This window comes from Streptococcus infantis (assembly GCF_019929575.1).
In the GTDB taxonomy this organism is placed as follows: Bacteria; Bacillota; Bacilli; order Lactobacillales; family Streptococcaceae; genus Streptococcus; species Streptococcus infantis_L.
This window is the reverse complement of sequence record NZ_JAHZPU010000005.1, coordinates 25,495-45,889: the sequence shown is the minus strand read 5'-3', so window position 1 is coordinate 45,889 and position 20,395 is coordinate 25,495. Positions and strand designations below refer to the sequence as shown.

Annotated in this window: 21 protein-coding genes; 18 read left to right on the top strand and 3 right to left on the bottom strand. The window is 40.7% G+C overall.

Going from position 1 to position 20,395, the window contains the following annotated elements; translation table 11 throughout:
- Positions 1-32: 32 nt before the first annotated feature.
- The 16 genes from uvrC to dnaJ all read left to right on the top strand — a co-directional run bounded on the left by uvrC (position 33) and on the right by dnaJ (position 16,873).
- A complete protein-coding gene (uvrC, locus tag K1I67_RS03175) occupies positions 33-1,853 on the top strand; it encodes an excinuclease ABC subunit UvrC (RefSeq protein ID WP_223338717.1) in 1,821 nt (606 codons plus the stop codon).
- 71 nt (positions 1,854-1,924) lie between these two features.
- A complete protein-coding gene (rsmH, locus tag K1I67_RS03170; protein ID WP_223338716.1) occupies positions 1,925-2,875 on the top strand; it encodes a 16S rRNA (cytosine(1402)-N(4))-methyltransferase RsmH in 951 nt (316 codons plus the stop codon).
- A gap of 9 nt (positions 2,876-2,884) precedes the next feature.
- Positions 2,885-3,202: a cell division protein FtsL gene (gene ftsL / locus K1I67_RS03165; protein WP_223338715.1), complete on the top strand. Its 318-nt coding sequence runs from the start codon at positions 2,885-2,887 to the stop codon at positions 3,200-3,202.
- A gap of 3 nt (positions 3,203-3,205) precedes the next feature.
- A complete protein-coding gene (gene pbp2x, locus K1I67_RS03160) occupies positions 3,206-5,461 on the top strand; it encodes a penicillin-binding protein PBP2X (protein ID WP_223338714.1) in 2,256 nt (751 codons plus the stop codon).
- Between the two features lies 1 nt (position 5,462).
- The gene (mraY, locus tag K1I67_RS03155) at positions 5,463-6,443 is read left to right on the top strand and encodes a phospho-N-acetylmuramoyl-pentapeptide-transferase (protein WP_223338713.1); all 981 of its coding nucleotides are present in this window, start codon (positions 5,463-5,465) and stop codon (positions 6,441-6,443) included.
- A 129-nt stretch (positions 6,444-6,572) separates the two neighbouring features.
- Positions 6,573-7,091, top strand: coding sequence for an FUSC family protein (locus K1I67_RS03150; protein WP_223338712.1), 519 nt, complete (start codon positions 6,573-6,575; stop codon positions 7,089-7,091).
- A gap of 83 nt (positions 7,092-7,174) precedes the next feature.
- On the top strand, positions 7,175-7,531 hold the full coding sequence (gene glnR, locus K1I67_RS03145; RefSeq protein ID WP_000659543.1) for a transcriptional repressor GlnR: 357 nt from the start codon (positions 7,175-7,177) through the stop codon (positions 7,529-7,531).
- A 35-nt stretch (positions 7,532-7,566) separates the two neighbouring features.
- Positions 7,567-8,913, top strand: a complete 1,347-nt coding sequence (glnA, locus tag K1I67_RS03140) for a type I glutamate--ammonia ligase (RefSeq protein ID WP_223338711.1) — start codon at positions 7,567-7,569, stop codon at positions 8,911-8,913.
- 272 nt (positions 8,914-9,185) lie between these two features.
- Positions 9,186-9,506: a PadR family transcriptional regulator gene (locus K1I67_RS03135; RefSeq protein WP_000423982.1), complete on the top strand. Its 321-nt coding sequence runs from the start codon at positions 9,186-9,188 to the stop codon at positions 9,504-9,506.
- Positions 9,506-10,081, top strand: coding sequence for a DUF2812 domain-containing protein (locus K1I67_RS03130; RefSeq protein WP_263284462.1), 576 nt, complete (start codon positions 9,506-9,508; stop codon positions 10,079-10,081). The genes K1I67_RS03135 and K1I67_RS03130 overlap by 1 nt, the downstream gene beginning before the upstream one ends.
- A gap of 21 nt (positions 10,082-10,102) precedes the next feature.
- Positions 10,103-10,615: a DUF2812 domain-containing protein gene (locus tag K1I67_RS03125; RefSeq protein ID WP_223338710.1), complete on the top strand. Its 513-nt coding sequence runs from the start codon at positions 10,103-10,105 to the stop codon at positions 10,613-10,615.
- A gap of 161 nt (positions 10,616-10,776) precedes the next feature.
- Positions 10,777-11,811, top strand: a complete 1,035-nt coding sequence (gene hrcA / locus K1I67_RS03120; RefSeq protein WP_223338709.1) for a heat-inducible transcriptional repressor HrcA — start codon at positions 10,777-10,779, stop codon at positions 11,809-11,811.
- A 26-nt stretch (positions 11,812-11,837) separates the two neighbouring features.
- Complete coding sequence (grpE, locus tag K1I67_RS03115; RefSeq protein WP_223338708.1) at positions 11,838-12,353, top strand: nucleotide exchange factor GrpE; 516 nt, start codon at positions 11,838-11,840, stop codon at positions 12,351-12,353.
- 240 nt (positions 12,354-12,593) lie between these two features.
- Positions 12,594-14,417 carry a molecular chaperone DnaK gene (gene dnaK, locus K1I67_RS03110; RefSeq protein WP_223338707.1) on the top strand — a complete coding sequence of 608 codons (1,824 nt, stop codon included), beginning with the start codon at positions 12,594-12,596 and terminating at the stop codon, positions 14,415-14,417.
- A 191-nt stretch (positions 14,418-14,608) separates the two neighbouring features.
- A complete protein-coding gene (locus tag K1I67_RS03105; RefSeq protein ID WP_223338706.1) occupies positions 14,609-15,241 on the top strand; it encodes a DJ-1/PfpI family protein in 633 nt (210 codons plus the stop codon).
- 495 nt (positions 15,242-15,736) lie between these two features.
- Entirely contained in the window at positions 15,737-16,873 is a 1,137-nt protein-coding gene (gene dnaJ, locus K1I67_RS03100) for a molecular chaperone DnaJ (RefSeq protein ID WP_223338705.1), read from the top strand.
- A gap of 75 nt (positions 16,874-16,948) precedes the next feature.
- On the opposite strand, the gene K1I67_RS03095 is transcribed toward dnaJ, so the two are convergent.
- From K1I67_RS03095 to K1I67_RS03085, 3 genes are all read right to left on the bottom strand, one after another.
- Positions 16,949-17,602: a hypothetical protein gene (locus tag K1I67_RS03095; RefSeq protein ID WP_223338704.1), complete on the bottom strand. Its 654-nt coding sequence runs from the start codon at positions 17,600-17,602 to the stop codon at positions 16,949-16,951.
- 86 nt (positions 17,603-17,688) lie between these two features.
- A complete protein-coding gene (locus tag K1I67_RS03090) occupies positions 17,689-17,976 on the bottom strand; it encodes a hypothetical protein (protein WP_223338703.1) in 288 nt (95 codons plus the stop codon).
- A 9-nt stretch (positions 17,977-17,985) separates the two neighbouring features.
- Positions 17,986-18,396, bottom strand: a complete 411-nt coding sequence (locus K1I67_RS03085) for an HIT family protein (RefSeq protein WP_223338702.1) — start codon at positions 18,394-18,396, stop codon at positions 17,986-17,988.
- A 67-nt stretch (positions 18,397-18,463) separates the two neighbouring features.
- On the opposite strand from K1I67_RS03085, the gene K1I67_RS03080 reads away from it, so the two are divergent.
- Both K1I67_RS03080 and K1I67_RS03075 read left to right on the top strand, forming a co-directional pair.
- On the top strand, positions 18,464-19,195 hold the full coding sequence (locus tag K1I67_RS03080) for an ABC transporter ATP-binding protein (RefSeq protein WP_049508263.1): 732 nt from the start codon (positions 18,464-18,466) through the stop codon (positions 19,193-19,195).
- Positions 19,192-20,268 (top strand): ABC transporter permease, encoded by a 1,077-nt coding sequence (locus tag K1I67_RS03075; RefSeq protein WP_223338701.1) that lies wholly within the window; start codon positions 19,192-19,194, stop codon positions 20,266-20,268. The genes K1I67_RS03080 and K1I67_RS03075 overlap by 4 nt, the downstream gene beginning before the upstream one ends.
- The last annotated feature ends 127 nt before the right edge of the window (positions 20,269-20,395 follow it).

Genomic DNA, 20,395 nt, shown 5'->3' with positions numbered 1-20,395 from the left:
CAATGAGGGGAGCTTTTTGCTATAATGGAACTATGAATAACTTGATTAAATCAAAACTGGAGCTCTTGCCGACCAGCCCTGGTTGTTACATTCACAAAGATAAAAACGGCACTATCATTTATGTAGGAAAGGCTAAAAATCTGCGCAATCGGGTGCGCTCCTACTTCCGTGGGAGCCATGATACCAAGACAGAAGCTCTGGTATCTGAGATTGTAGATTTTGAGTTTATTGTTACGGAGTCTAATATTGAAGCCTTGCTTCTTGAAATCAACCTCATCAAGGAGAACAAGCCCAAGTACAATATTATGCTCAAGGATGATAAGTCTTATCCCTTTATCAAAATCACAAATGAGCGCTATCCTCGCTTGATTATCACCCGTCAGGTTAAAAAAGACGGAGGTCTCTACTTTGGTCCCTATCCGGATGTGGGTGCAGCCAATGAAATCAAACGGCTATTGGATCGGATTTTCCCTTTTCGCAAGTGTACCAATCCACCATCAAAGGTTTGTTTTTATTACCATATCGGCCAGTGTATGGCTCATACGGTTTGTCGCAAGGATGAAGCTTATTTTAAAGCTAAGTCCCAAGAAGTCTCTGATTTTCTCAAGGGACAAGACGATAAAATCATTGATGACCTCAAGGAGAAGATGGCTGTGGCAGCCCAAAGTATGGAGTTTGAACGTGCCGCGGAATACCGTGATTTGATTCAGGCTATTGGCACCCTTCGGACTAAGCAACGAGTCATGGCTAAAGACCTCCAAAACCGTGATGTCTTTGGTTACTACGTGGATAAGGGTTGGATGTGTGTTCAGGTTTTCTTTGTCCGTCAGGGTAAACTGATTGAACGGGATGTCAATCTCTTTCCTTACTACAATGATCCGGATGAAGATTTCCTGACCTATGTTGGGCAGTTTTATCAAGAAAAATCTCACTTGGTACCTAATGAAATCTTGATTCCTCAGGATATTGATGAAGAAGCTGTTAAGGCTTTGGTGGATACCAAAATTCTCAAGCCCCAACGTGGTGAGAAGAAGCAACTGGTCAATCTCGCCATAAAAAATGCTCGTGTCAGTCTGGAGCAGAAGTTTAATCTATTAGAGAAATCAGTTGAAAAGACTCAAGGGGCCATTGAAAATTTAGGACGTCTGCTTAAGATTCCAACACCAGTCCGAATTGAGTCCTTCGACAACTCTAATATCATGGGAACCAGTCCTGTCTCTGCTATGGTAGTTTTTGTCAACGGGAAACCAAGCAAAAAAGATTACCGCAAGTATAAAATCAAGACCGTAGTCGGACCAGACGACTATGCTAGTATGCGTGAGGTCATCCGTAGACGCTATGGGCGCGTCCAGCGTGATGGCTTGACCCCGCCAGATTTGATTGTCATTGATGGAGGACAAGGCCAAGTTAATATTGCCAAACAGGTCATTCAAGAAGAGTTGGGGTTGGATATTCCAATCGCAGGTTTGCAGAAGAATGATAAGCACCAAACTCATGAATTGCTTTTTGGAGACCCACTTGAGGTGGTAGAGTTGTCTCGCAATTCTCAAGAATTTTTCCTCCTACAACGCATTCAGGATGAAGTTCACCGTTTTGCAATCACCTTCCATCGTCAACTTCGTTCTAAAAATTCCTTCTCTTCTCAATTAGATGGGATTGAGGGATTGGGTCCAAAACGCAAGCAGAATTTGATGAAATATTTCAAATCTCTGACAAAAATCAAGGAAGCTAGTGTGAACGAGATTGTCTCAGTTGGCATACCAAGAGCAGTGGCAGAGGCTGTTCACGAACACTTGAATCCAGAAGTAGAAAGATTAGCCCAGGTAGCCGAGAAATCTGCTGACTATAAATAATAAAGAAGCAGTAGAATGATTTTACTTTAGTGAGTGCAAGATAGGCCGAATTGTGGTAAAATAGATAAGATATGACAAGAGAATTTCATCATGTGACGGTCATGCTCCATGAGACTATTGATATGCTTGATGTGAAGCCTGATGGGGTTTACGTTGATGCGACCTTGGGAGGAGCAGGACATAGCGAGTATTTGTTAAGTAAGTTAAGCGAGAAGGGGCATTTGTATGCTTTTGACCAGGATCAAAATGCCATTGAAAATGCGCAAAAACGTTTGGCTCCCTATATTGAAAAGGGAATGGTCACCTTCATCAAGGATAATTTCCGTCATTTGAAGGACCGCTTACATGACTTAAGTGTGACTGAAATTGATGGAATTTGTTATGATTTAGGTGTGTCAAGCCCGCAGTTGGATCAGCGTGAACGTGGTTTTTCCTATAAGAAGGATGCACCACTGGATATGCGCATGAATCAGGAAGCTAGTTTGACTGCTTATGAAGTTGTCAATCATTATGACTATCATGAATTGGTTCGAATCTTTTTCAAATATGGAGAGGACAAGTTTTCCAAACAGATTGCTCGAAAAATTGAACAGGCGCGTGAACAGAAACCGATTGAGACCACGACGGAATTGGCAGAGATTATTAAATCTGCCAAACCGGCAAAGGAGCTCAAGAAAAAAGGCCACCCAGCTAAACAAATTTTCCAAGCTATCCGTATAGAGGTCAATGATGAACTGGGTGCTGCAGATGAATCAATCCAGCAGGCTATGGATATGCTGGCTCTAAATGGCAGAATATCAGTGATTACCTTCCATTCGCTGGAGGACCGCTTGACCAAACAGTTATTTAAGGAAGCTTCCACAGTTGAAGTTCCTAAAGGTTTGCCTTTCATCCCAGACGATCTCAAGCCCAAGATGGAATTAGTCTCTCGGAAACCGATTTTACCAAGCAAGGAAGAATTGGAAGCCAATAATCGTTCCCACTCAGCCAAGCTTCGAGTGGCAAGAAAAATTCACAAGTAAGAGGAAACCATGGTAGAAAACAGAGAAACAACGAGCCAATTGCTACAAGCTCGTATAAAAAAATTTTCGCGTGTTGAAAAGGCCTTTTACCTTTCAATTGCTATCACAGCCCTGATCTTAGCAGTAAGTGTTGTCTATATGCAAACAAAACTCCTGCAAGTTCAGAGTGAGTTAACAACAGTTAATAATCAAATCGAAGAAAAGAAGACCGAACTAGATGATGCCAAGCAAGAAGTTAATGAATTGATCCGATCAGAACGCTTGACAGGAATTGCAGACTCGCAAGAGTTGCAGTTAAATAATGAAAATATCCGATCGGCGGAGTAGTATATGAAAACCTGGAAAGAAAGAATAATACACTTTGCCATTAAGAATCGCAGAACTCCTCTAGAAAACCGCAGACGAGTTGGAAAAAGCCTTAGTCTCTTGGCTGTCATTCTCTTTGCTGTTTTTTTGGTTAACTTTGCGGTGATTATTGGTACGGGAAAGAAGTTTGGTGTTGACCTGGTCAAAGAAGCTTATAAGGTTCATCAAACAACTCGAACAGTCCCTGCTAAGAGGGGAACCATTTATGATCGTAATGGAACTCCGATTGCAGAAGATGCAACCTCCTACAATGTTTATGCGGTCATTGATAAGGATTATAAGTCTGCGAATGGAGATATTCTATATGTTGAGGAATCTCAGTACAATAAGGTAGCCGAAATTTTCCATAAGTACTTGGATATGGAGGAGACTTACGTCAAAGACCAACTCTCTCAACCGAATCTCAAACAGGTTTCCTTTGGTGCAAAAGGAAATGGGATTACCTATGCCAATATGATGGCTATTAAAAAAGATTTAAAAGATGCTAGTGTGGAAGGGATCGACTTCACAACTAGCCCTAACAGAAGCTACCCAAATGGCCAATTTGCTTCTAGTTTTATTGGCTTAGCCCAACTTCATGAAAATGAGGACGGCAGCAAGAGTTTGCTAGGAACTTCTGGTTTGGAGAGTTCTTTGAATACCATTCTTGCTGGTACAGACGGAATTATTACTTATGAAAAGGACCGTGTAGGAAATATCGTACCAGGTACAGAACTGGTATCGCAACAAACTGTGGATGGCAAGGATGTTTATACAACATTGTCTAGTCCGCTCCAATCTTTCATGGAAACCCAAATGGATGCCTTTCTGGAAAAAGTAAAAGGTAAGTATATGACCGCGACCTTGGTCAGTGCAAAGACTGGTGAAATCCTTGCTACCACTCAACGACCGACCTTTAATGCAGATACTAAAGAAGGAATTACTAAGGACTTTGTTTGGCGTGATATCCTTTATCAAAGTAACTATGAACCAGGGTCAACCATGAAGGTTATGACGTTAGCTGCTTCTATTGATAACAATACCTTCCCAGGTGGAGAATATTTCAATAGCAGTGAATTAAAAATAGCAGATGCGACGATTCGAGATTGGGACGTTAATGAAGGTTTGACTACTGGTGGGATGATGACTTTCTTACAAGGTTTCGCTCACTCCAGTAATGTTGGAATGAGTCTACTTGAACAAAAAATGGGAGATGCTACTTGGTTGGATTATCTAAACCGCTTTAAATTTGGGGTTCCAACTCGCTTTGGCTTGACAGATGAATACGCTGGTCAACTTCCAGCTGATAATATTGTTAGTATTGCTCAAAGCTCATTTGGGCAAGGAATTTCAGTGACACAAACACAAATGCTTCGTGCCTTTACAGCTATTGCTAATGATGGAGTTATGCTGGAGCCAAAATTTATAAGTGCTATTTATGATACTAACAATCAGTCTGTACGTAAGTCACAAAAAGAAATAGTAGGAAATCCTGTTTCCAAAGAGGCAGCAAGCACAACTCGAAATCACATGATCTTAGTTGGGACGGACCCTCTATATGGAACTATGTATAATCACTACACAGGAAAGCCAATTATAACAGTTCCTGGACAAAATGTAGCAGTTAAATCCGGTACGGCTCAAATCGCTGATGAGAAAAATGGAGGATACTTGGTTGGTTCTACCAATTATATTTTCTCAGTTGTGACTATGAATCCTGCTGAAAATCCTGATTTTATCTTGTATGTAACGGTTCAACAGCCTGAGCATTATTCAGGTATCCAGTTGGGAGAATTTGCCACCCCAATCTTGGAGCGGGCTTCAGCTATGAAAGAATCTCTCAATCTTCAATCTCCAGCCAAAAATTTAGATAAAGTTACGACAGAATCTTCTTATGCAATGCCTAGCATCAAGGATATTTCACCTGGTGAGTTGGCGGAAGCCTTACGCCGAAATATTGTGCAACCAATCGTTGTAGGTACTGGAACAAAGATTAAAGAGACTTCTGTAGAAGAAGGGACCAATCTTGCACCAAACCAACAAGTTCTCCTTTTATCGGATAAGGTAGAAGAAATTCCAGACATGTATGGCTGGAAAAAAGAGACTGCCGAGACCTTTGCTAAATGGTTGGATATTGAACTGGAATTTGAAGGTTCAGGTTCCGTTGTTCAGAAGCAAGATGTTCGGACTAATACAGCTATCAAAAACATTAAAAAAATTAAATTAACTTTAGGAGACTAATATGTTTATTTCTATTAGTGCTGGAATTGTGACATTTTTACTAACTTTAGTAGGAATTCCGGCCTTTATCCAATTTTATAGAAAGGCGCAAATTACAGGCCAGCAGATGCATGAGGATGTTAAACAGCACCAGGCAAAAGCTGGGACGCCGACAATGGGAGGGATTGTCTTCCTCGTAACAAGCGTTTTAGTTAGTTTAGTTCTTGCACTTTTAACTAATCAACTAACCAACAATGTTGGAATGATCCTCTTTATTCTCGTTTTGTATGGTTTGGTTGGCTTCTTAGATGATTTCCTCAAGGTTTTCCGTAAAATCAATGAAGGACTTAATCCTAAACAAAAGTTCCTACTTCAATTAGTAGGAGGAGTCATCTTCTATCTCTTTTATGAAAGAGGAGGGGATGTCTTAAATGTATTTGGGTATCCATTGCACCTAGGCGTTCTTTACATTTTCTTTGCTCTCTTCTGGTTAGTTGGTTTTTCGAATGCTGTTAACTTGACTGACGGAATTGATGGCTTGGCAAGTATCTCAGTAGTGATTAGCCTATCTGCCTATGGAGTCATTGCTTATGTACAAAACCAATTGGATATTCTCCTAGTGATTCTTGCCATGATTGGTGGTCTTCTTGGTTTCTTTGTCTTTAACCACAAGCCTGCTAAAGTTTTCATGGGAGATGTTGGTAGCCTAGCTCTTGGAGGGATGTTGGCGGCTATTTCCATGGCGCTACACCAAGAATGGACGTTACTCTTGATTGGTTTGGTGTATGTTTTTGAAACTACATCTGTTATGATGCAAGTCACCTACTTTAAGTTGACTGGAGGAAAACGTATCTTCCGTATGACACCAGTTCATCACCATTTTGAGTTGGGTGGTTTTTCTGGGAAAGATCAAGCTTGGAGTGAGTGGAAGGTTGATTTCTTCTTCTGGGGAGTGGGCCTACTTGCTAGTCTCTTGACTTTGGCTTTCATGTATTTATTCTAAAAATAGAATATTGATTATAAGAGAGAAGGATTTCTGTCCCACTCTCTTTTTTAATTTCCATCAGTTTATTGCATCTCCTTCTCAAAAAAAGGTAAATTTATGGTAAAATGGAGATAGAGAGTTGAAATGATGAGTTATTTTAAAAAGTATAGATTTGATAAATCTAAGTTTAAGTTAGGGATGAGAACGTTTAAAACAGGAATCGCTGTTTTTTTAGTTCTCATGATTTTTGGTTTTTTTGGTTGGAAAGGACTTCAGATTGGAGCCTTGACTGCAGTTTTTAGTTTAAGAGAAGACTTTGATAAGAGTGTCCACTTTGGGACATCACGTATTCTCGGAAATAGTATCGGTGGTTTTTATGCCCTGATTTTCTTTCTCTTAAATAATCTTTTTCACGGCGCCTTCTGGGTAACCCTTCTTGTTGTTCCGATTTGCACCATGTTAACCATTATGACAAATGTTGCCATGAACAATAAGGCAGGTGTTATCGGTGGAGTTGCGGCTATGTTGATTATTACCTTATCAATTCCGAGTGGAGAGACTGTTTTGTACGTGTTTGCTCGAGTTTTTGAGACTTTTATGGGAGTTTTTGTAGCAATTCTAGTCAATTATGATATTGATCGCTTGCGGAGTCTCATACAGAAATAATAAAATAATGTCACAAGATATAACATTATTGATTGACGATTGAATTTTTTTAGACTATAATAGACAGAAAGAAGGAAGTGTACATGAAGGAAAAAGAATTTCGTCGCAATATGGCAGTTTTTCCTATTGGTAGTGTTATGAAACTGACCGATCTTTCGGCGCGCCAAATTCGTTACTATGAAGACCAGGAATTGATTAAGCCTGATCGTAACGAGGGCAATCGCCGTATGTATTCTTTGAATGATATGGATCGATTACTTGAGATTAAAGATTATATCTCTGAAGGTCTGAACATTGCTGCCATCAAGAAAAAATATGCTGAACGTGAGGCGAAGTCTAAAAAACCAGTGAGTCAAACTGAAGTGCGTAGAGCGCTTCGGAATGAAGTTCTCCAGCAAAGTCGCTTCGCTTCTCAACAATCACCTTTTGGTCGCGGTTAGGCAACCGCAAGTCGTCATATATAAGGAGAAAAACCATGCCAATCACAGCTGCAGATATTCGTCGTGAAGTTAAGGAAAAAAATGTAACCTTTATCCGTCTCATGTTTTCAGATATTTTGGGAACAATGAAAAACGTCGAAATTCCTGCTACAGATGAACAACTAGACAAGGTCTTGTCAAACAAGGCTATGTTTGATGGATCTTCTATTGAAGGGTTTGTTCGTATCAATGAATCAGATATGTACTTGTACCCTGACCTGGACACATGGACTGTCTTCCCTTGGGGAGATGAGAACGGTAGTGTCGCAGGATTGATCTGTGATGTCTATACAACAGAAGGAGAGCCATTTGCTGGAGATCCTCGAAGCAACCTTAAACGAGCTCTTCATCACATGGAGAAAGTTGGATTCAAATCATTCAACCTTGGTCCGGAACCAGAATTCTTCCTATTCAAGCTTGATGAAAATGGAGACCCAACTCTTGAGGTGAATGACAAGGGTGGTTACTTTGATTTGGCGCCTACAGACCTTGCCGATAATACCCGTCGTAAGATTGTAAATGTCTTGACTAAAATGGGATTTGAAGTAGAAGCCAGTCACCACGAAGTTGCCGTAGGTCAACATGAGATTGACTTTAAGTATGATGAAGTTCTTCGTGCTTGTGATAAGATTCAAATCTTTAAACTTGTTGTAAAGACAATTGCGCGTAAACATGGTTTGTATGCAACCTTTATGGCTAAACCTAAATTTGGTATCGCTGGTTCAGGAATGCACTGCAATATGTCCTTGTTTGATGCTGAAGGGAACAACGCCTTCTTTGATCCAAATGATCCAAAAGGAATGCAGTTGTCAGAAATAGCTTATCACTTCCTTGGTGGTTTGATCAAGCACGCCTACAACTACACAGCTATCATGAACCCAACAGTAAATTCATACAAACGTTTGGTTCCAGGGTATGAAGCACCTGTTTACATCGCTTGGGCAGGTCGTAACCGTTCTCCGTTAGTACGCGTTCCCGCTACTCGTGGAATGGGAACTCGTTTGGAGTTGCGCTCAGTAGACCCAATGGCAAATCCATATATCGCTATGGCTGTGCTTTTGGAAGTTGGTTTGCACGGTATTGAAAACAAAATCGAAGCACCAGCGCCAATCGAAGAAAATATCTACATCATGACTGCTGAAGAACGCAAAGAGGCTGGTATCACAGACCTTCCATCAACTCTTCACAACGCTTTGAAAGCTTTGACCGAAGACGAAGTCGTCAAAGCAGCTCTTGGTGAGCACATCTACACTAGCTTCCTTGAAGCTAAACGAATCGAATGGGCAAGCTATGCAACCTTCGTTTCACAATGGGAAATTGATAATTATCTAGATCTTTACTAATGATAAACAGAAGAGGCTGGGACAAAAGTCCTAGCCTCTCAATTGTCTTTGGCTTGTCGAGCAAGACGCAGTGGTTGAGTGGGCTCTACTACGCTGATTTCATCAGCTTTTATAGCCCTACTCAACTGTGCGGAGGTGGGACGACGAAATCGAATTCTAACGAATTACCGATTTCTGTCCTACTCTCTTTTTTTCTTGCATTTTATATCGAGGTGTGATATATTTTATATAACGAGATGCGATATATCGAACTAAGTAGGAGGTCTGGTTAAATGGAATTAACAGATAAGATTAGGCGGGTTTATCTTCCCATGACTGAAACGGGTTTTTATATTTTGTTCTGTCTGCAAAAGGAGAATCATGGCTATGGTATCACGCAAAAGGTTAAAGAGATGACAGATTCACAGGTTTCCATTAGTCCTGGAACTATGTATGGAACCCTATCGAAGATGGAAAAGGATGGTTTGGTTTCCTTTGTCCGAGAAGAGGAGAAACGTAAAATCTATCAGATAACAGACTTGGGCCGAAAAGTTTTAGAGATTGAGTTGAAACGTATTGAACGGCTCTATAGAAACAGTCGGGAGGAGCTTTGATGGAAAAGAAAGTTGTTTATAGAATTGCTACCATTGCGGATTATGATAAAGAGGCTCTCTATCTCGGAGAAATGCATGCTCAGGGCTGGAAACTTAAGGAAGTAAGTTATTCTAACTTAGTAGTTGCGGTTAAGTATACTTTTGAAAAGTGCCAACCGGAGAAGGTGGTTTATCAGTTGGACTTTTATCCTATGAAAAAGTCAGAGAGAGCTTCCTATTTACAACTATTTAAAGATTGTGGGTGGGAGCATATAACAGACTTTAATGGTTTTTCCTACTTTAGAAAGCTTTATTCTGGAGTTGAGTCGGATGCCGAGTTTGAAATTTATAATGACGCGGCCGGAAAGTTAGCAATGGTCAAGAAGATTTTAACAATGCGGATGCTTCCTATTTTGCTTCTCTTTTCAGCTCTACTACCGATTTTCTCAAAGTTTGTCAGTGGAGGTAGTTCTTTCAGTTGGGGAATGTTTTTGATTGTTATCATAGACTGTACTTTATTGATAGTTTTCGCGATTCAGATTTCTTATATTTTTTGGAGATTGTTTCAAAAGTGGAAAGAATTATCTGATAAATAAAACCATTTTGGAGGTTAGACAATGAAAAGCAAAGTACAATTTCGAATGTTTACCATTTTTGATTTGGATAAGGTAGAAGATTATTTGCATGAGATGCATTTGAAAGGTTGGAAATTTAAATCGAATCGTTTTGGCTTTTTCTATTTTGAACCATGCCGACCAGATGATGTGATGTACCGTGTGTGGAATACTAGCTACCTTAGAAAGAATGAGGTAGATTTACAAAGTATTAAGGATAGAGGATGGGAATTTGTGGAAAATTGTTCTTATACTGTTTTTCGAAAAGCAACTTGTGATATAGATTCAAATAATCAATCTTTCATGGACAATCGTCTTCGATGGGCTGATGTGAAATCTAGACTTCGTACATCTACAGTTTCTATCTCTGGCGGTCTAGTTATTTGTATGAGCTTGTTTCGTGAAAGTCTCTCTCAGTCGTTCTTCCTTATTTTTGCCCTTTATGCCCTCATGATTTCTTATCTCATCTATAGTTTTTGCAGACTTAAAAAGAAATATCTTGAGAATGTAAGATGATTTTCTAGGTCCTTAGACCGATTTTTAGCACTCTTAGCAAAAGAGTGCTAATTTTTTGAGTTTTTGTCTTGACATTCTTTTCTAAGGGTGTATAATAGAATCATAAGTTAGCACTTGGAGGTTACGAGTGCTAAAAAGATCTATCAGAGAGGAGTGACGAGATGGTTACGGAACGTCAGCAGAATATTTTAAATCTGATTATTGACATCTTTACCAAAACGCACGAACCTGTTGGATCCAAAGCCTTGCAAGAGTCTATCAACTCTAGTAGTGCTACCATTCGAAATGACATGGCGGCTTTAGAAAAGCAAGGTTTGCTTGAAAAGGCACATACTTCCAGTGGTCGGATGCCGAGTGTGGCTGGTTTTCAATACTATGTCAAACACTCCTTATCCTTCGACCGTTTAGCCGAGAATCAAGTTTATGAGATTGTAAAAGCCTTTGATCAAGAATTCTTCAAGCTAGAGGATATTCTTCAAGAGGCAACGAGAATCTTGACAGACTTGAGTGGTTGTACGGTTGTAGCACTGGATGTAGAACCAAGTAGGCAGAAGTTAACAGCTTTTGATATTGTTGTCCTCGGGCAACATACAGCTCTTGCTGTTTTTACGCTTGATGAGTCTAGAACAGTTACCAGTCAGTTTTTGATTCCGAGAAATTTCTTGCAGGAGGATTTAAATCGCCTCAAGACCATGATTCAAGAACGTTTCCTGGAACAGACTGTTTTGGACATTCACTACAAGATTCGGACAGAGATCCCGCAGATTATCCAACGTTACTTTACAACAACGGACAATGTTATGGACCTTGTCGAACATATTTTCAAAGAAATGTTCAATGAAAATATCGTAGTTTCTGGGAAAGTCAATCTCTTGAATTTTGCGAATCTAGCAGCCTATCAATTCTTTGATCAACCACAAAAGGTTGCTTTAGAGATTCGAGAAAATCTGATTGGTGACCAGATGCAAAGTGTCCGAGTTGCGGATAGCCAAGAATCCTGTTTAGCTGACTTAGCAGTGATTAGCAGTAAATTTCTAATTCCCTATCGTGGATTTGGAATTCTAGCGATTATTGGTCCAGTTAATCTGGACTACCAGCAATTGGTCAATCAACTCAATGTTGTTAATCGAGTTTTGACCATGAAGTTAACGGATTTTTACCGCTATCTTAGCAGTAATCACTATGAAGTGAATTAAGATTGAAATCATTAAAGGAGGCGAAAATGGCCCAAGATATTAAAAATGAAGAAGTAAAAGAAGAGGAAGTTGTGGAAACAGCAGAAGAAGCAACTCCTGAGAAGTCTGAATTGGACTTGGCTAATGAACGTGCCGAGGAATTTGAAAACAAATATCTTCGTGCTCATGCAGAAATGCAAAACATTCAGCGACGTGCCAACGAAGAACGCCAACTCTTGCAACGCTATCGCAGCCAAGATTTGGCAAAAGCAATCTTACCATCACTGGATAACCTAGAACGTGCCCTTGCTGTTGAAGGTTTGAAGGATGATGTGAAAAAGGGCTTGGAGATGGTGCAAGAAAGCTTGATTCATGCTCTGAAAGAAGAAGGAATTGAAGAAATTCCAGCAGATGGAGAGTTTGACCATAACTACCATATGGCTATTCAAACTGTTCCAGCTGATGATGAGCATCCAGCAGACACCATCGCACAAGTCTTCCAAAAAGGATACAAACTCCATGATCGCATCCTAAGACCGGCTATGGTAGTGGTTTATAACTAGGCAATTCTGACGGTAGCTAAAGCAACTCGTCAGAAAACGGCAATCGCTATGGCGTTTGCCTAGCCTCCTTACTAACTCGTCGTCGAAATAATATCGATTTCGACTTCTCGTGTCGTAACATAATAGGAAACTTGTCCGAAACGACACTAAACTATGAAAGAAAGATAAGAAGCAAGCCGGAGGCTTGCAAGGAATATATCAAAAAGAAAAAAAGAAGATAAAACTTAAGGAGAAAAACATATGTCTAAAATTATCGGTATTGACTTAGGTACAACAAACTCAGCAGTAGCAATTCTTGAAGGAACTGAATCAAAAATTATCGCAAACCCAGAAGGAAACCGCACAACTCCATCTGTAGTTTCATTCAAAAACGGTGAAATCATCGTTGGTGACGCTGCAAAACGTCAAGCAGTAACAAACCCAGATACAGTGATCTCTATCAAATCTAAAATGGGTACTTCTGAAAAAGTTTCTGCTAACGGTAAAGAATACACTCCACAAGAAATCTCAGCTATGATTCTTCAATACTTGAAAGGTTACGCTGAAGACTACCTTGGTGAAAAAGTAACCAAGGCTGTTATCACAGTTCCAGCTTACTTTAACGATGCTCAACGTCAAGCAACTAAAGACGCTGGTAAAATTGCTGGTCTTGAAGTAGAACGTATCGTCAACGAACCAACTGCAGCAGCCCTTGCATACGGTTTGGACAAGACTGACAAAGAAGAAAAAATCTTGGTATTCGACCTTGGTGGTGGTACATTTGACGTATCTATCCTTGAACTCGGTGACGGTGTCTTTGATGTATTGGCAACTGCAGGGGATAACAAACTCGGTGGTGACGACTTTGACCAAAAAATCATCGACTACTTAGTAGCAGAATTCAAGAAAGAAAATGGTATCGACTTGTCAAACGACAAGATGGCTCTTCAACGTTTGAAAGACGCAGCTGAAAAAGCTAAGAAAGACCTTTCTGGAGTGACTTCAACTCAAATCAGCTTGCCATTTATCACTGCTGGTGAGGCTGGACCTCTTCACTTGGAAATGACTTTGACTCGTGCTAAATTCGACGATTTGACTCGTGACCTTGTAGAACGTACAAAAGTTCCAGTTCGTCAAGCCCTTTCAGATGCAGGTTTGAGCTTGTCAGATATTGACGAAGTCATCCTTGTCGGTGGTTCAACTCGTATCCCTGCCGTTGTTGAAGCTGTTAAAGCTGAAACTGGTAAAGAACCAAACAAATCAGTAAACCCTGACGAAGTAGTTGCGATGGGAGCTGCGATCCAAGGTGGTGTCATCACTGGTGATGTGAAAGACGTTGTCCTTCTTGACGTAACGCCATTGTCACTTGGTATTGAAACAATGGGTGGAGTCTTCACAAAACTCATCGACCGCAACACTACAATTCCAACTTCTAAATCACAAGTCTTCTCAACTGCAGCAGACAACCAACCAGCCGTTGATATCCACGTTCTTCAAGGTGAACGCCCAATGGCGGCGGATAACAAGACTCTTGGACGTTTCCAATTGACAGATATCCCAGCAGCACCTCGTGGTATCCCACAAATCGAAGTTACATTCGACATCGACAAGAACGGTATCGTATCTGTTAAAGCAAAAGATCTTGGAACTCAAAAAGAACAAACAATCGTTATCCAATCTAACTCAGGTTTGACAGACGAAGAAATCGACCGTATGATGAAAGATGCAGAAGCAAACGCTGAAGCAGATAAGAAACGTAAAGAAGAAGTTGACCTTCGTAACGAAGTAGACCAAGCTATCTTTGCGACTGAAAAGACAATCAAAGAAACTGAAGGCAAAGGCTTCGATGCAGAACGTGATGCTGCACAAGCTGCCCTTGATGATCTTAAGAAAGCCCAAGAAGAGAATAACTTGGACGAAATGAAAGCAAAACTTGAAGCATTGAACGAAAAAGCACAAGGACTTGCTGTTAAACTCTACGAACAAGCCGCAGCAGCGCAACAAGCCCAAGCAGGAGCAGAAGGCGCACAAGCAACAGGAAACGCAGGCGATGACGTCGTAGACGGAGAGTTTACTGAAAAGTAAGATGCAAATCCCGTTAAAACCTCACAGTGAAAATAGGAAATCTGACGCAGAAACTTTAGTTTCTAGGAAGATTTATCTTTTTCACCAAGAGGTTAGGGCGTGCTCAATTCGGCTTAACAACTAAATGATAGGAAGAAATCCAGAGGTTGCAACCCAGCCTCTGTTTTTCGGTAAAATAGAGGATGTTGCGTATGAAAAAAGTACTTTGCTTGATTTATCCTAATTTTTCTCCTTATGAAATAACCGCTTTAACGAGTACTTTAGCTCTGTCTTTTGACGTCACGATTGATTATGTCGCTTCAGATCATTCGATAGTGGTCTCTGAGGATGGCTTACCCTGTCAACCAACGAAAACACTAGATCAAATCCGTATTGAAGAGTATTCTTGCGTGATTTTGCCAGGAATGGTCAACATAGGACCTGCCCTACAGGATGAGAAATTGATTTCGTTCTTGAGGGACCTTGGTGGGCAAGATGTCCTCATCGCAGCCATTTCTTCAGCGCCCCTTTTATTGGCGAAAGCAGGTCTGTTGAAGGACACGAAATTTACAGGTGGAATTTGGCAAAACTTCTTTGACTATTTTGAATTTCTTCCACGTGAAAATTTCCAACCGAAAGTGCTTGTGCAAGATAAACAAATCATTACGGCTATAGGCTTTGCGCACCAAGAGTTTGCAAGAAAAGTAATTCTTGGTCTAGGGTTGGCAGAGAATACGGACAACTATTTTAAAGAACAGAACGAATATTCAGAAGAGGATTTGATATTTACTCTATCAGATGAAGAGTTTGATCAAGTGAAGCGAAGTATAGAAAACATCCTCTAAAGATTTACTTATAAATTATAGAAAGGAACAAGTGTGTTCGGGGAATTGAACCCGAGCTCTGAAGTTTCTTACTCAATATGAAAGAAAGGAATTGAACCCGACCTAAATTCGTGGTTTGATTCACAACATCAATAGAAAGGAACAAAGGTGTTCGGGGAATTGAACCCGAGTTCTAAAGTTTCTTACTCAATATGAAAGAAAGGAATTGAACCCGACCTAAATCGAGGTTTGATTCACAACATCAATAGAAAGGAACAAAGAGCGTTCGGGAAATTGAACCCGAGCTCTGAAGTTTCTTACTCAATATGAAAGAAAGGAATTGAACCCGACCTACATCGTGGTTTGATTTACAACATCAATAGAAAGGAACAAAGAGCGTTCGGGGAATTGAACTCGAGCGGAAAGCTTGGAAATTAGATAAACCTCCTAAGAAATCAGGATTTCTTGTCGGTTTCCTAAATTTCAGTCGCTTTCTGTTCGCTCTTAGTATCTTGTATGAACAATACTGAATTTTACGACCGTTTGGGCGTTTCGAAAAATGCATCTCAAGATGAGATCAAGAGAGCCTATCGGAAATTATCTAAAAAATATCATCCAGATATCAACAAGGATCCTGGAGCTGAGGACAAGTACAAGGAAGTTCAAGAAGCTTATGAAACTTTGAGCGATGAACAGAAACGTGCGGCCTATGACCAATATGGTGCTGCTGGTGCCAATGGTGGTTTTGGTGGTGCAGGCGGTTTCGGTGGCTTCGATGGAGCAGGTGGTTTTGGCGGATTTGAAGATATCTTCTCAAGCTTCTTTGGTGGTGGAGGTGCATCACGTAATCCAAACGCCCCTCGTCAAGGTGACGACCTCCAGTATCGCGTTCATTTGACTTTTGAAGAAGCTATTTTTGGTACAGAAAAGGAAGTCAAATACAATCGTGAAGCAAGCTGTCGTACTTGTAATGGGTCTGGTGCTAAACCTGGAACAAGTCCAGTTACTTGTGGACGCTGTCATGGTTCAGGTGTGATCAATGTTGATACTCAAACACCGCTCGGTATGATGCGTCGCCAAGTAACCTGTGATGTTTGTCATGGCCGTGGTCAAGAAATCAAAGACCCATGTGCAACCTGTCATGGAACAGGTCATGAAAAGCAAGCCCATAGCGTACACGTAAAAATCCCTGCTGGTGTGGAAACAGGTCAACAGATCCGCCTAGCTGGTCAAGGTGAAGCAGGCTTTAATGGTGGTCCTTATGGTGACTTGTACGTGGTGGTTTCAGTTGAAGCTAGCGATAAGTTTGAACGTGAAGGAACCACTATCTTCTACAATCTCAACCTCAATTTTGTTCAAGCAGCACTTGGTGATACAGTAGACATCCCTACAGTTCACGGTGATGTAGAATTAGTCATTCCAGAAGGGACTCAGACTGGTAAACGATTCCGTCTACGTGGCAAGGGTGCGCCTAGCCTTCGTGGTGGTGCCCTTGGTGACCAATACGTTACCGTCAATGTCGTAACACCAACAGGCTTGAATGAACGCCAAAAAGCAGCCTTGAAAGAATTCGCAGCTGCAGGTGATTTGAAAGTAAATCCAAAGAAAAAAGGCTTCTTTGACCATATTAAAGATGCCTTTGAAGGAGAATAAAGCATAAAGTAAAAAGAGCCTTCGGGCTCTTTTTTAGTGTTTTGTCATCGGAGAAATCATTATCCAACTGATCTGTTATTGATATTTTTGAGTTAGCAAGCCGGCCGCATCCATCTCCTGAATGAGTTGCTTGAGTTCTGCTTCCTTACCAGGCTTAACGGTGACGGTATCAATGCGCTTAATCGCCGAATTATCCTGAATATCCACCAAGGTCAAAGTTTTTTCATAGAATGCGATTCCCTTTTTCATGCTTTCTGGATCCCTCCAAGAGAGAATAAAGTAAGAAGGATTTGATTTCTTTCCGATTTCTTGGAAATACTTCCTGCTTTCCTCCTCTAAAAATTGGAATAAACCATGATTGAATAAGTTGTCTTCTACTGAATAGTAGGAAATCTCTTCTGTGTTTAAGACATAGACTTTGAGTCGGTTTTTAGTGAGGTTAGGACTTTCTTTTAGGACAGGGTGGCTATTGATGATCTCATCAGAGAATGTCACATAAAAATCTAAGCCTCCGCCCTCGTATTGATAGCTTCCATTTGATTCTACTTTCTCAGGAGGCAGGTCAAGGGAGATAAAGATTTGTTTTAAGGATTCATTTCCTTCTCGAATATCACCAGGTGAGGCCTTGAAAAGATTGGCCAGTATTAGAAATGCCAGAACTGCAAGAAGGCAGAGACCACCACAAATAATCAGGATGATCCGCGTCAAAACTTTAAAAAACTGTTTCATTTTCATGCCCTCCATGGTCTGTTAGGATCTGCTGACCCAAAATGGATTGAAAAGGGAAATAAGGAAAGTTGGAGATTTTCTTTTCCTTAGTTTTCTTCAGTTTCTTGTAATTCTTTTATCACAGTAAGTCTTGCTTGAAGGTCTTTTTCAAAGACTTTAAACTTATAGGTCAAATCTTTTTGATATTCCTTGATGAGTTCTTTTTGTTGGTCGATAATTTGCAGGCTATCTTGGATGATATCTAAGTCATCCTTAATGGCTTCAACACGATCAGTTGTATCTAGAACCTCTTCAGTGATAGCTTGGCGATTCTTAACGAGGAGGTATGAACCGACTGCAGAGCCTGCAAAAAGTAGTAAATTTGATAGTTTCATAGTGACTCCTTAAGCGTTTTTGATCGTTTCAGCGACTTGGGCAAGTTTGCCGAAGTCTGGTTCATGTGCGATAAAGTCAATCTTGAGATCGTCATCTGCACTATAGCGAGGAACAAGGTGGACATGGGTATGGAAAACGGTTTGTCCAGCAACTTCTTCGCAGTTGGCAATGATATTCATACCTTCAGCTTTGGTAGCTTTCATGACTTTTTGAGCAACCTTTAGTACTTGGGCAAAAAGTTGGCTAGCACTTGCAGCGTCCATTTCTAAAAGATTGCGGTAGTGTTCTTTTGGTACGACCAAGGTGTGTCCAGGTGTCACTTGTGAGATATCAAGGAAGGCAAGAACTTGATCATCTTCGTAAACCTTTGATGCGGGAATCTCCCCTGCGATAATTTTACAAAAAATGCAATCTGACATAAAATCTACCTCTACTGTATTGAATTTTGATATAATATAGCTACATTATACCAGATTTGGAGAAAATATGTTAGAAATTAAAAATCTGACAGGTGGCTATGTTCATGTCCCTGTCTTGAAAGATGTGTCCTTTACTGTTGAAAGTGGGCAGTTGGTCGGTTTGATCGGTCTCAATGGTGCTGGAAAATCGACGACTATCAATGAAATTATCGGTTTGTTGACACCTTATAGTGGAGAAATAAACATTGACGGGCTAACCTTAGGTGCCAATCCTCGTGAATATCGTCAGCAGATTGGTTATATTCCTGAAACTCCTAGTTTGTACGAAGAATTAACTCTCAGAGAACATATCGAGACGGTTGCCATGGCCTATGGTATTGAGCAAAACCTAGCTTTTGAACGTGTAGAACCTCTTTTAAAAATGTTCCGTTTGGATCAGAAGTTAGATTGGTTTCCTGTTCATTTTTCAAAAGGGATGAAACAGAAGGTCATGATTATCTGTGCCTTTGTTGTGGATCCGAGTCTCTTTATCGTCGATGAACCTTTTCTTGGTCTTGATCCCCTGGCAATTTCGGATTTGATTCAGCTTTTGGATCTTGAAAAGAAAAAAGGGAAGTCTATCCTCATGAGTACCCACGTTCTTGACTCTGCTGAAAAAATGTGTGATTCTTTTGTCATTCTCCACAAAGGTCAAGTGAGAGCTAAAGGGGATCTTGAAGAGCTGAGACAAGCTTTTGCCATGCCAGAAGCAAGTCTCAATGATATCTATTTGGCTTTGACCAAAGAGGAGGACCGATGAAAGACTTGTTTCTAAAGCGAAAGCAGGCTTTTCGTAAAGAGTGTGTCGGTTATCTGCGCTATGTGCTCAATGACCACTTTGTCTTGTTTTTACTAGTCTTAGTAGGTTTTCTAGCCTATCAGTATAGTCAACTGCTCCAGCATTTTCCTGAAAATCATTGGCCTATCCTTTTGTTTGTGGGGATTGTCTCTGTTTTACTCATGCTTTGGGGTGGAATCGCGACCTATGTGGAAGCACCTGATAAGCTCTTTCTCTTAGTAGCTGAAGAAGAAGTAAGAGAACACATCCAGAAGCAAAGTCTAGTTTCCTTCATCTTTTGGGTTAGTGTACAGACTCTCTTCTTGCTTCTTTTTGCCCCTCTATTTTTAGCCATGAGCTTAGGCTTAGGAGTTTTTGGGGTCTATGTTTTTCTTTTGGGAGTCGGGAAATATTTCCTGTTTCAGAAAAAGGCTGGTAAGTTTTTTAGTGCAAATCATCTGGACTGGGACTATGTGATTGCCCAAGAAAGTAAACGCAAGCAGTTCTTGCTTCGCTTCTTTGCCCTCTTTACCCAAGTCAAGGGAATTTCAAACAGCGTCAAGCGACGAGCTTATCTAGACTTTATCCTAAAAGCAGTCCAGAAGGTGCCGAGCAAGATTTGGCAGAACCTCTATCTTCGTTCTTATCTGCGAAATGGAGATCTCTTTGCCCTCAGCCTTCGTCTCCTTTTCCTATCCTTGCTGGCGTTGATCTTTATCGAGCAAGCTTGGATAGCGACAGCAGTGGTGGTTTTATTTAACTATCTCTTGCTCTTTCAGTTATTGGCCCTCTATCATGCTTTTGACTACCAATATTTGACCCAACTTTTCCCGCTAGATAAGGGGCAAAAGGAAAAAGGGTTACAGGCGGTTGTCCGAGGATTGACTGGTTTTGTTTTATTGGTTCAACTGGTAGTTGGGTTGATTACCCTCCAAGAAAAACTAGCCCTTCTAGCCCTCCTTGGAGCTGGACTGGTCTTACAAATTTTGTATCTCCCTTATCAGGTGAAACGTCAGATGCAGGACCAATCCTCTTCGAAAATCTCTTCAAACTAGGTCAGCATCCATCTGCAACCTCAAAGCGATGCTTTGAGCAACCTGCGGCTAGCTTCCTAGTTTGCTCTTTGATTTTCATTGAGTATAACATTGCTTATATGATACTAAAAAAGAAGTTGAGTTCAAT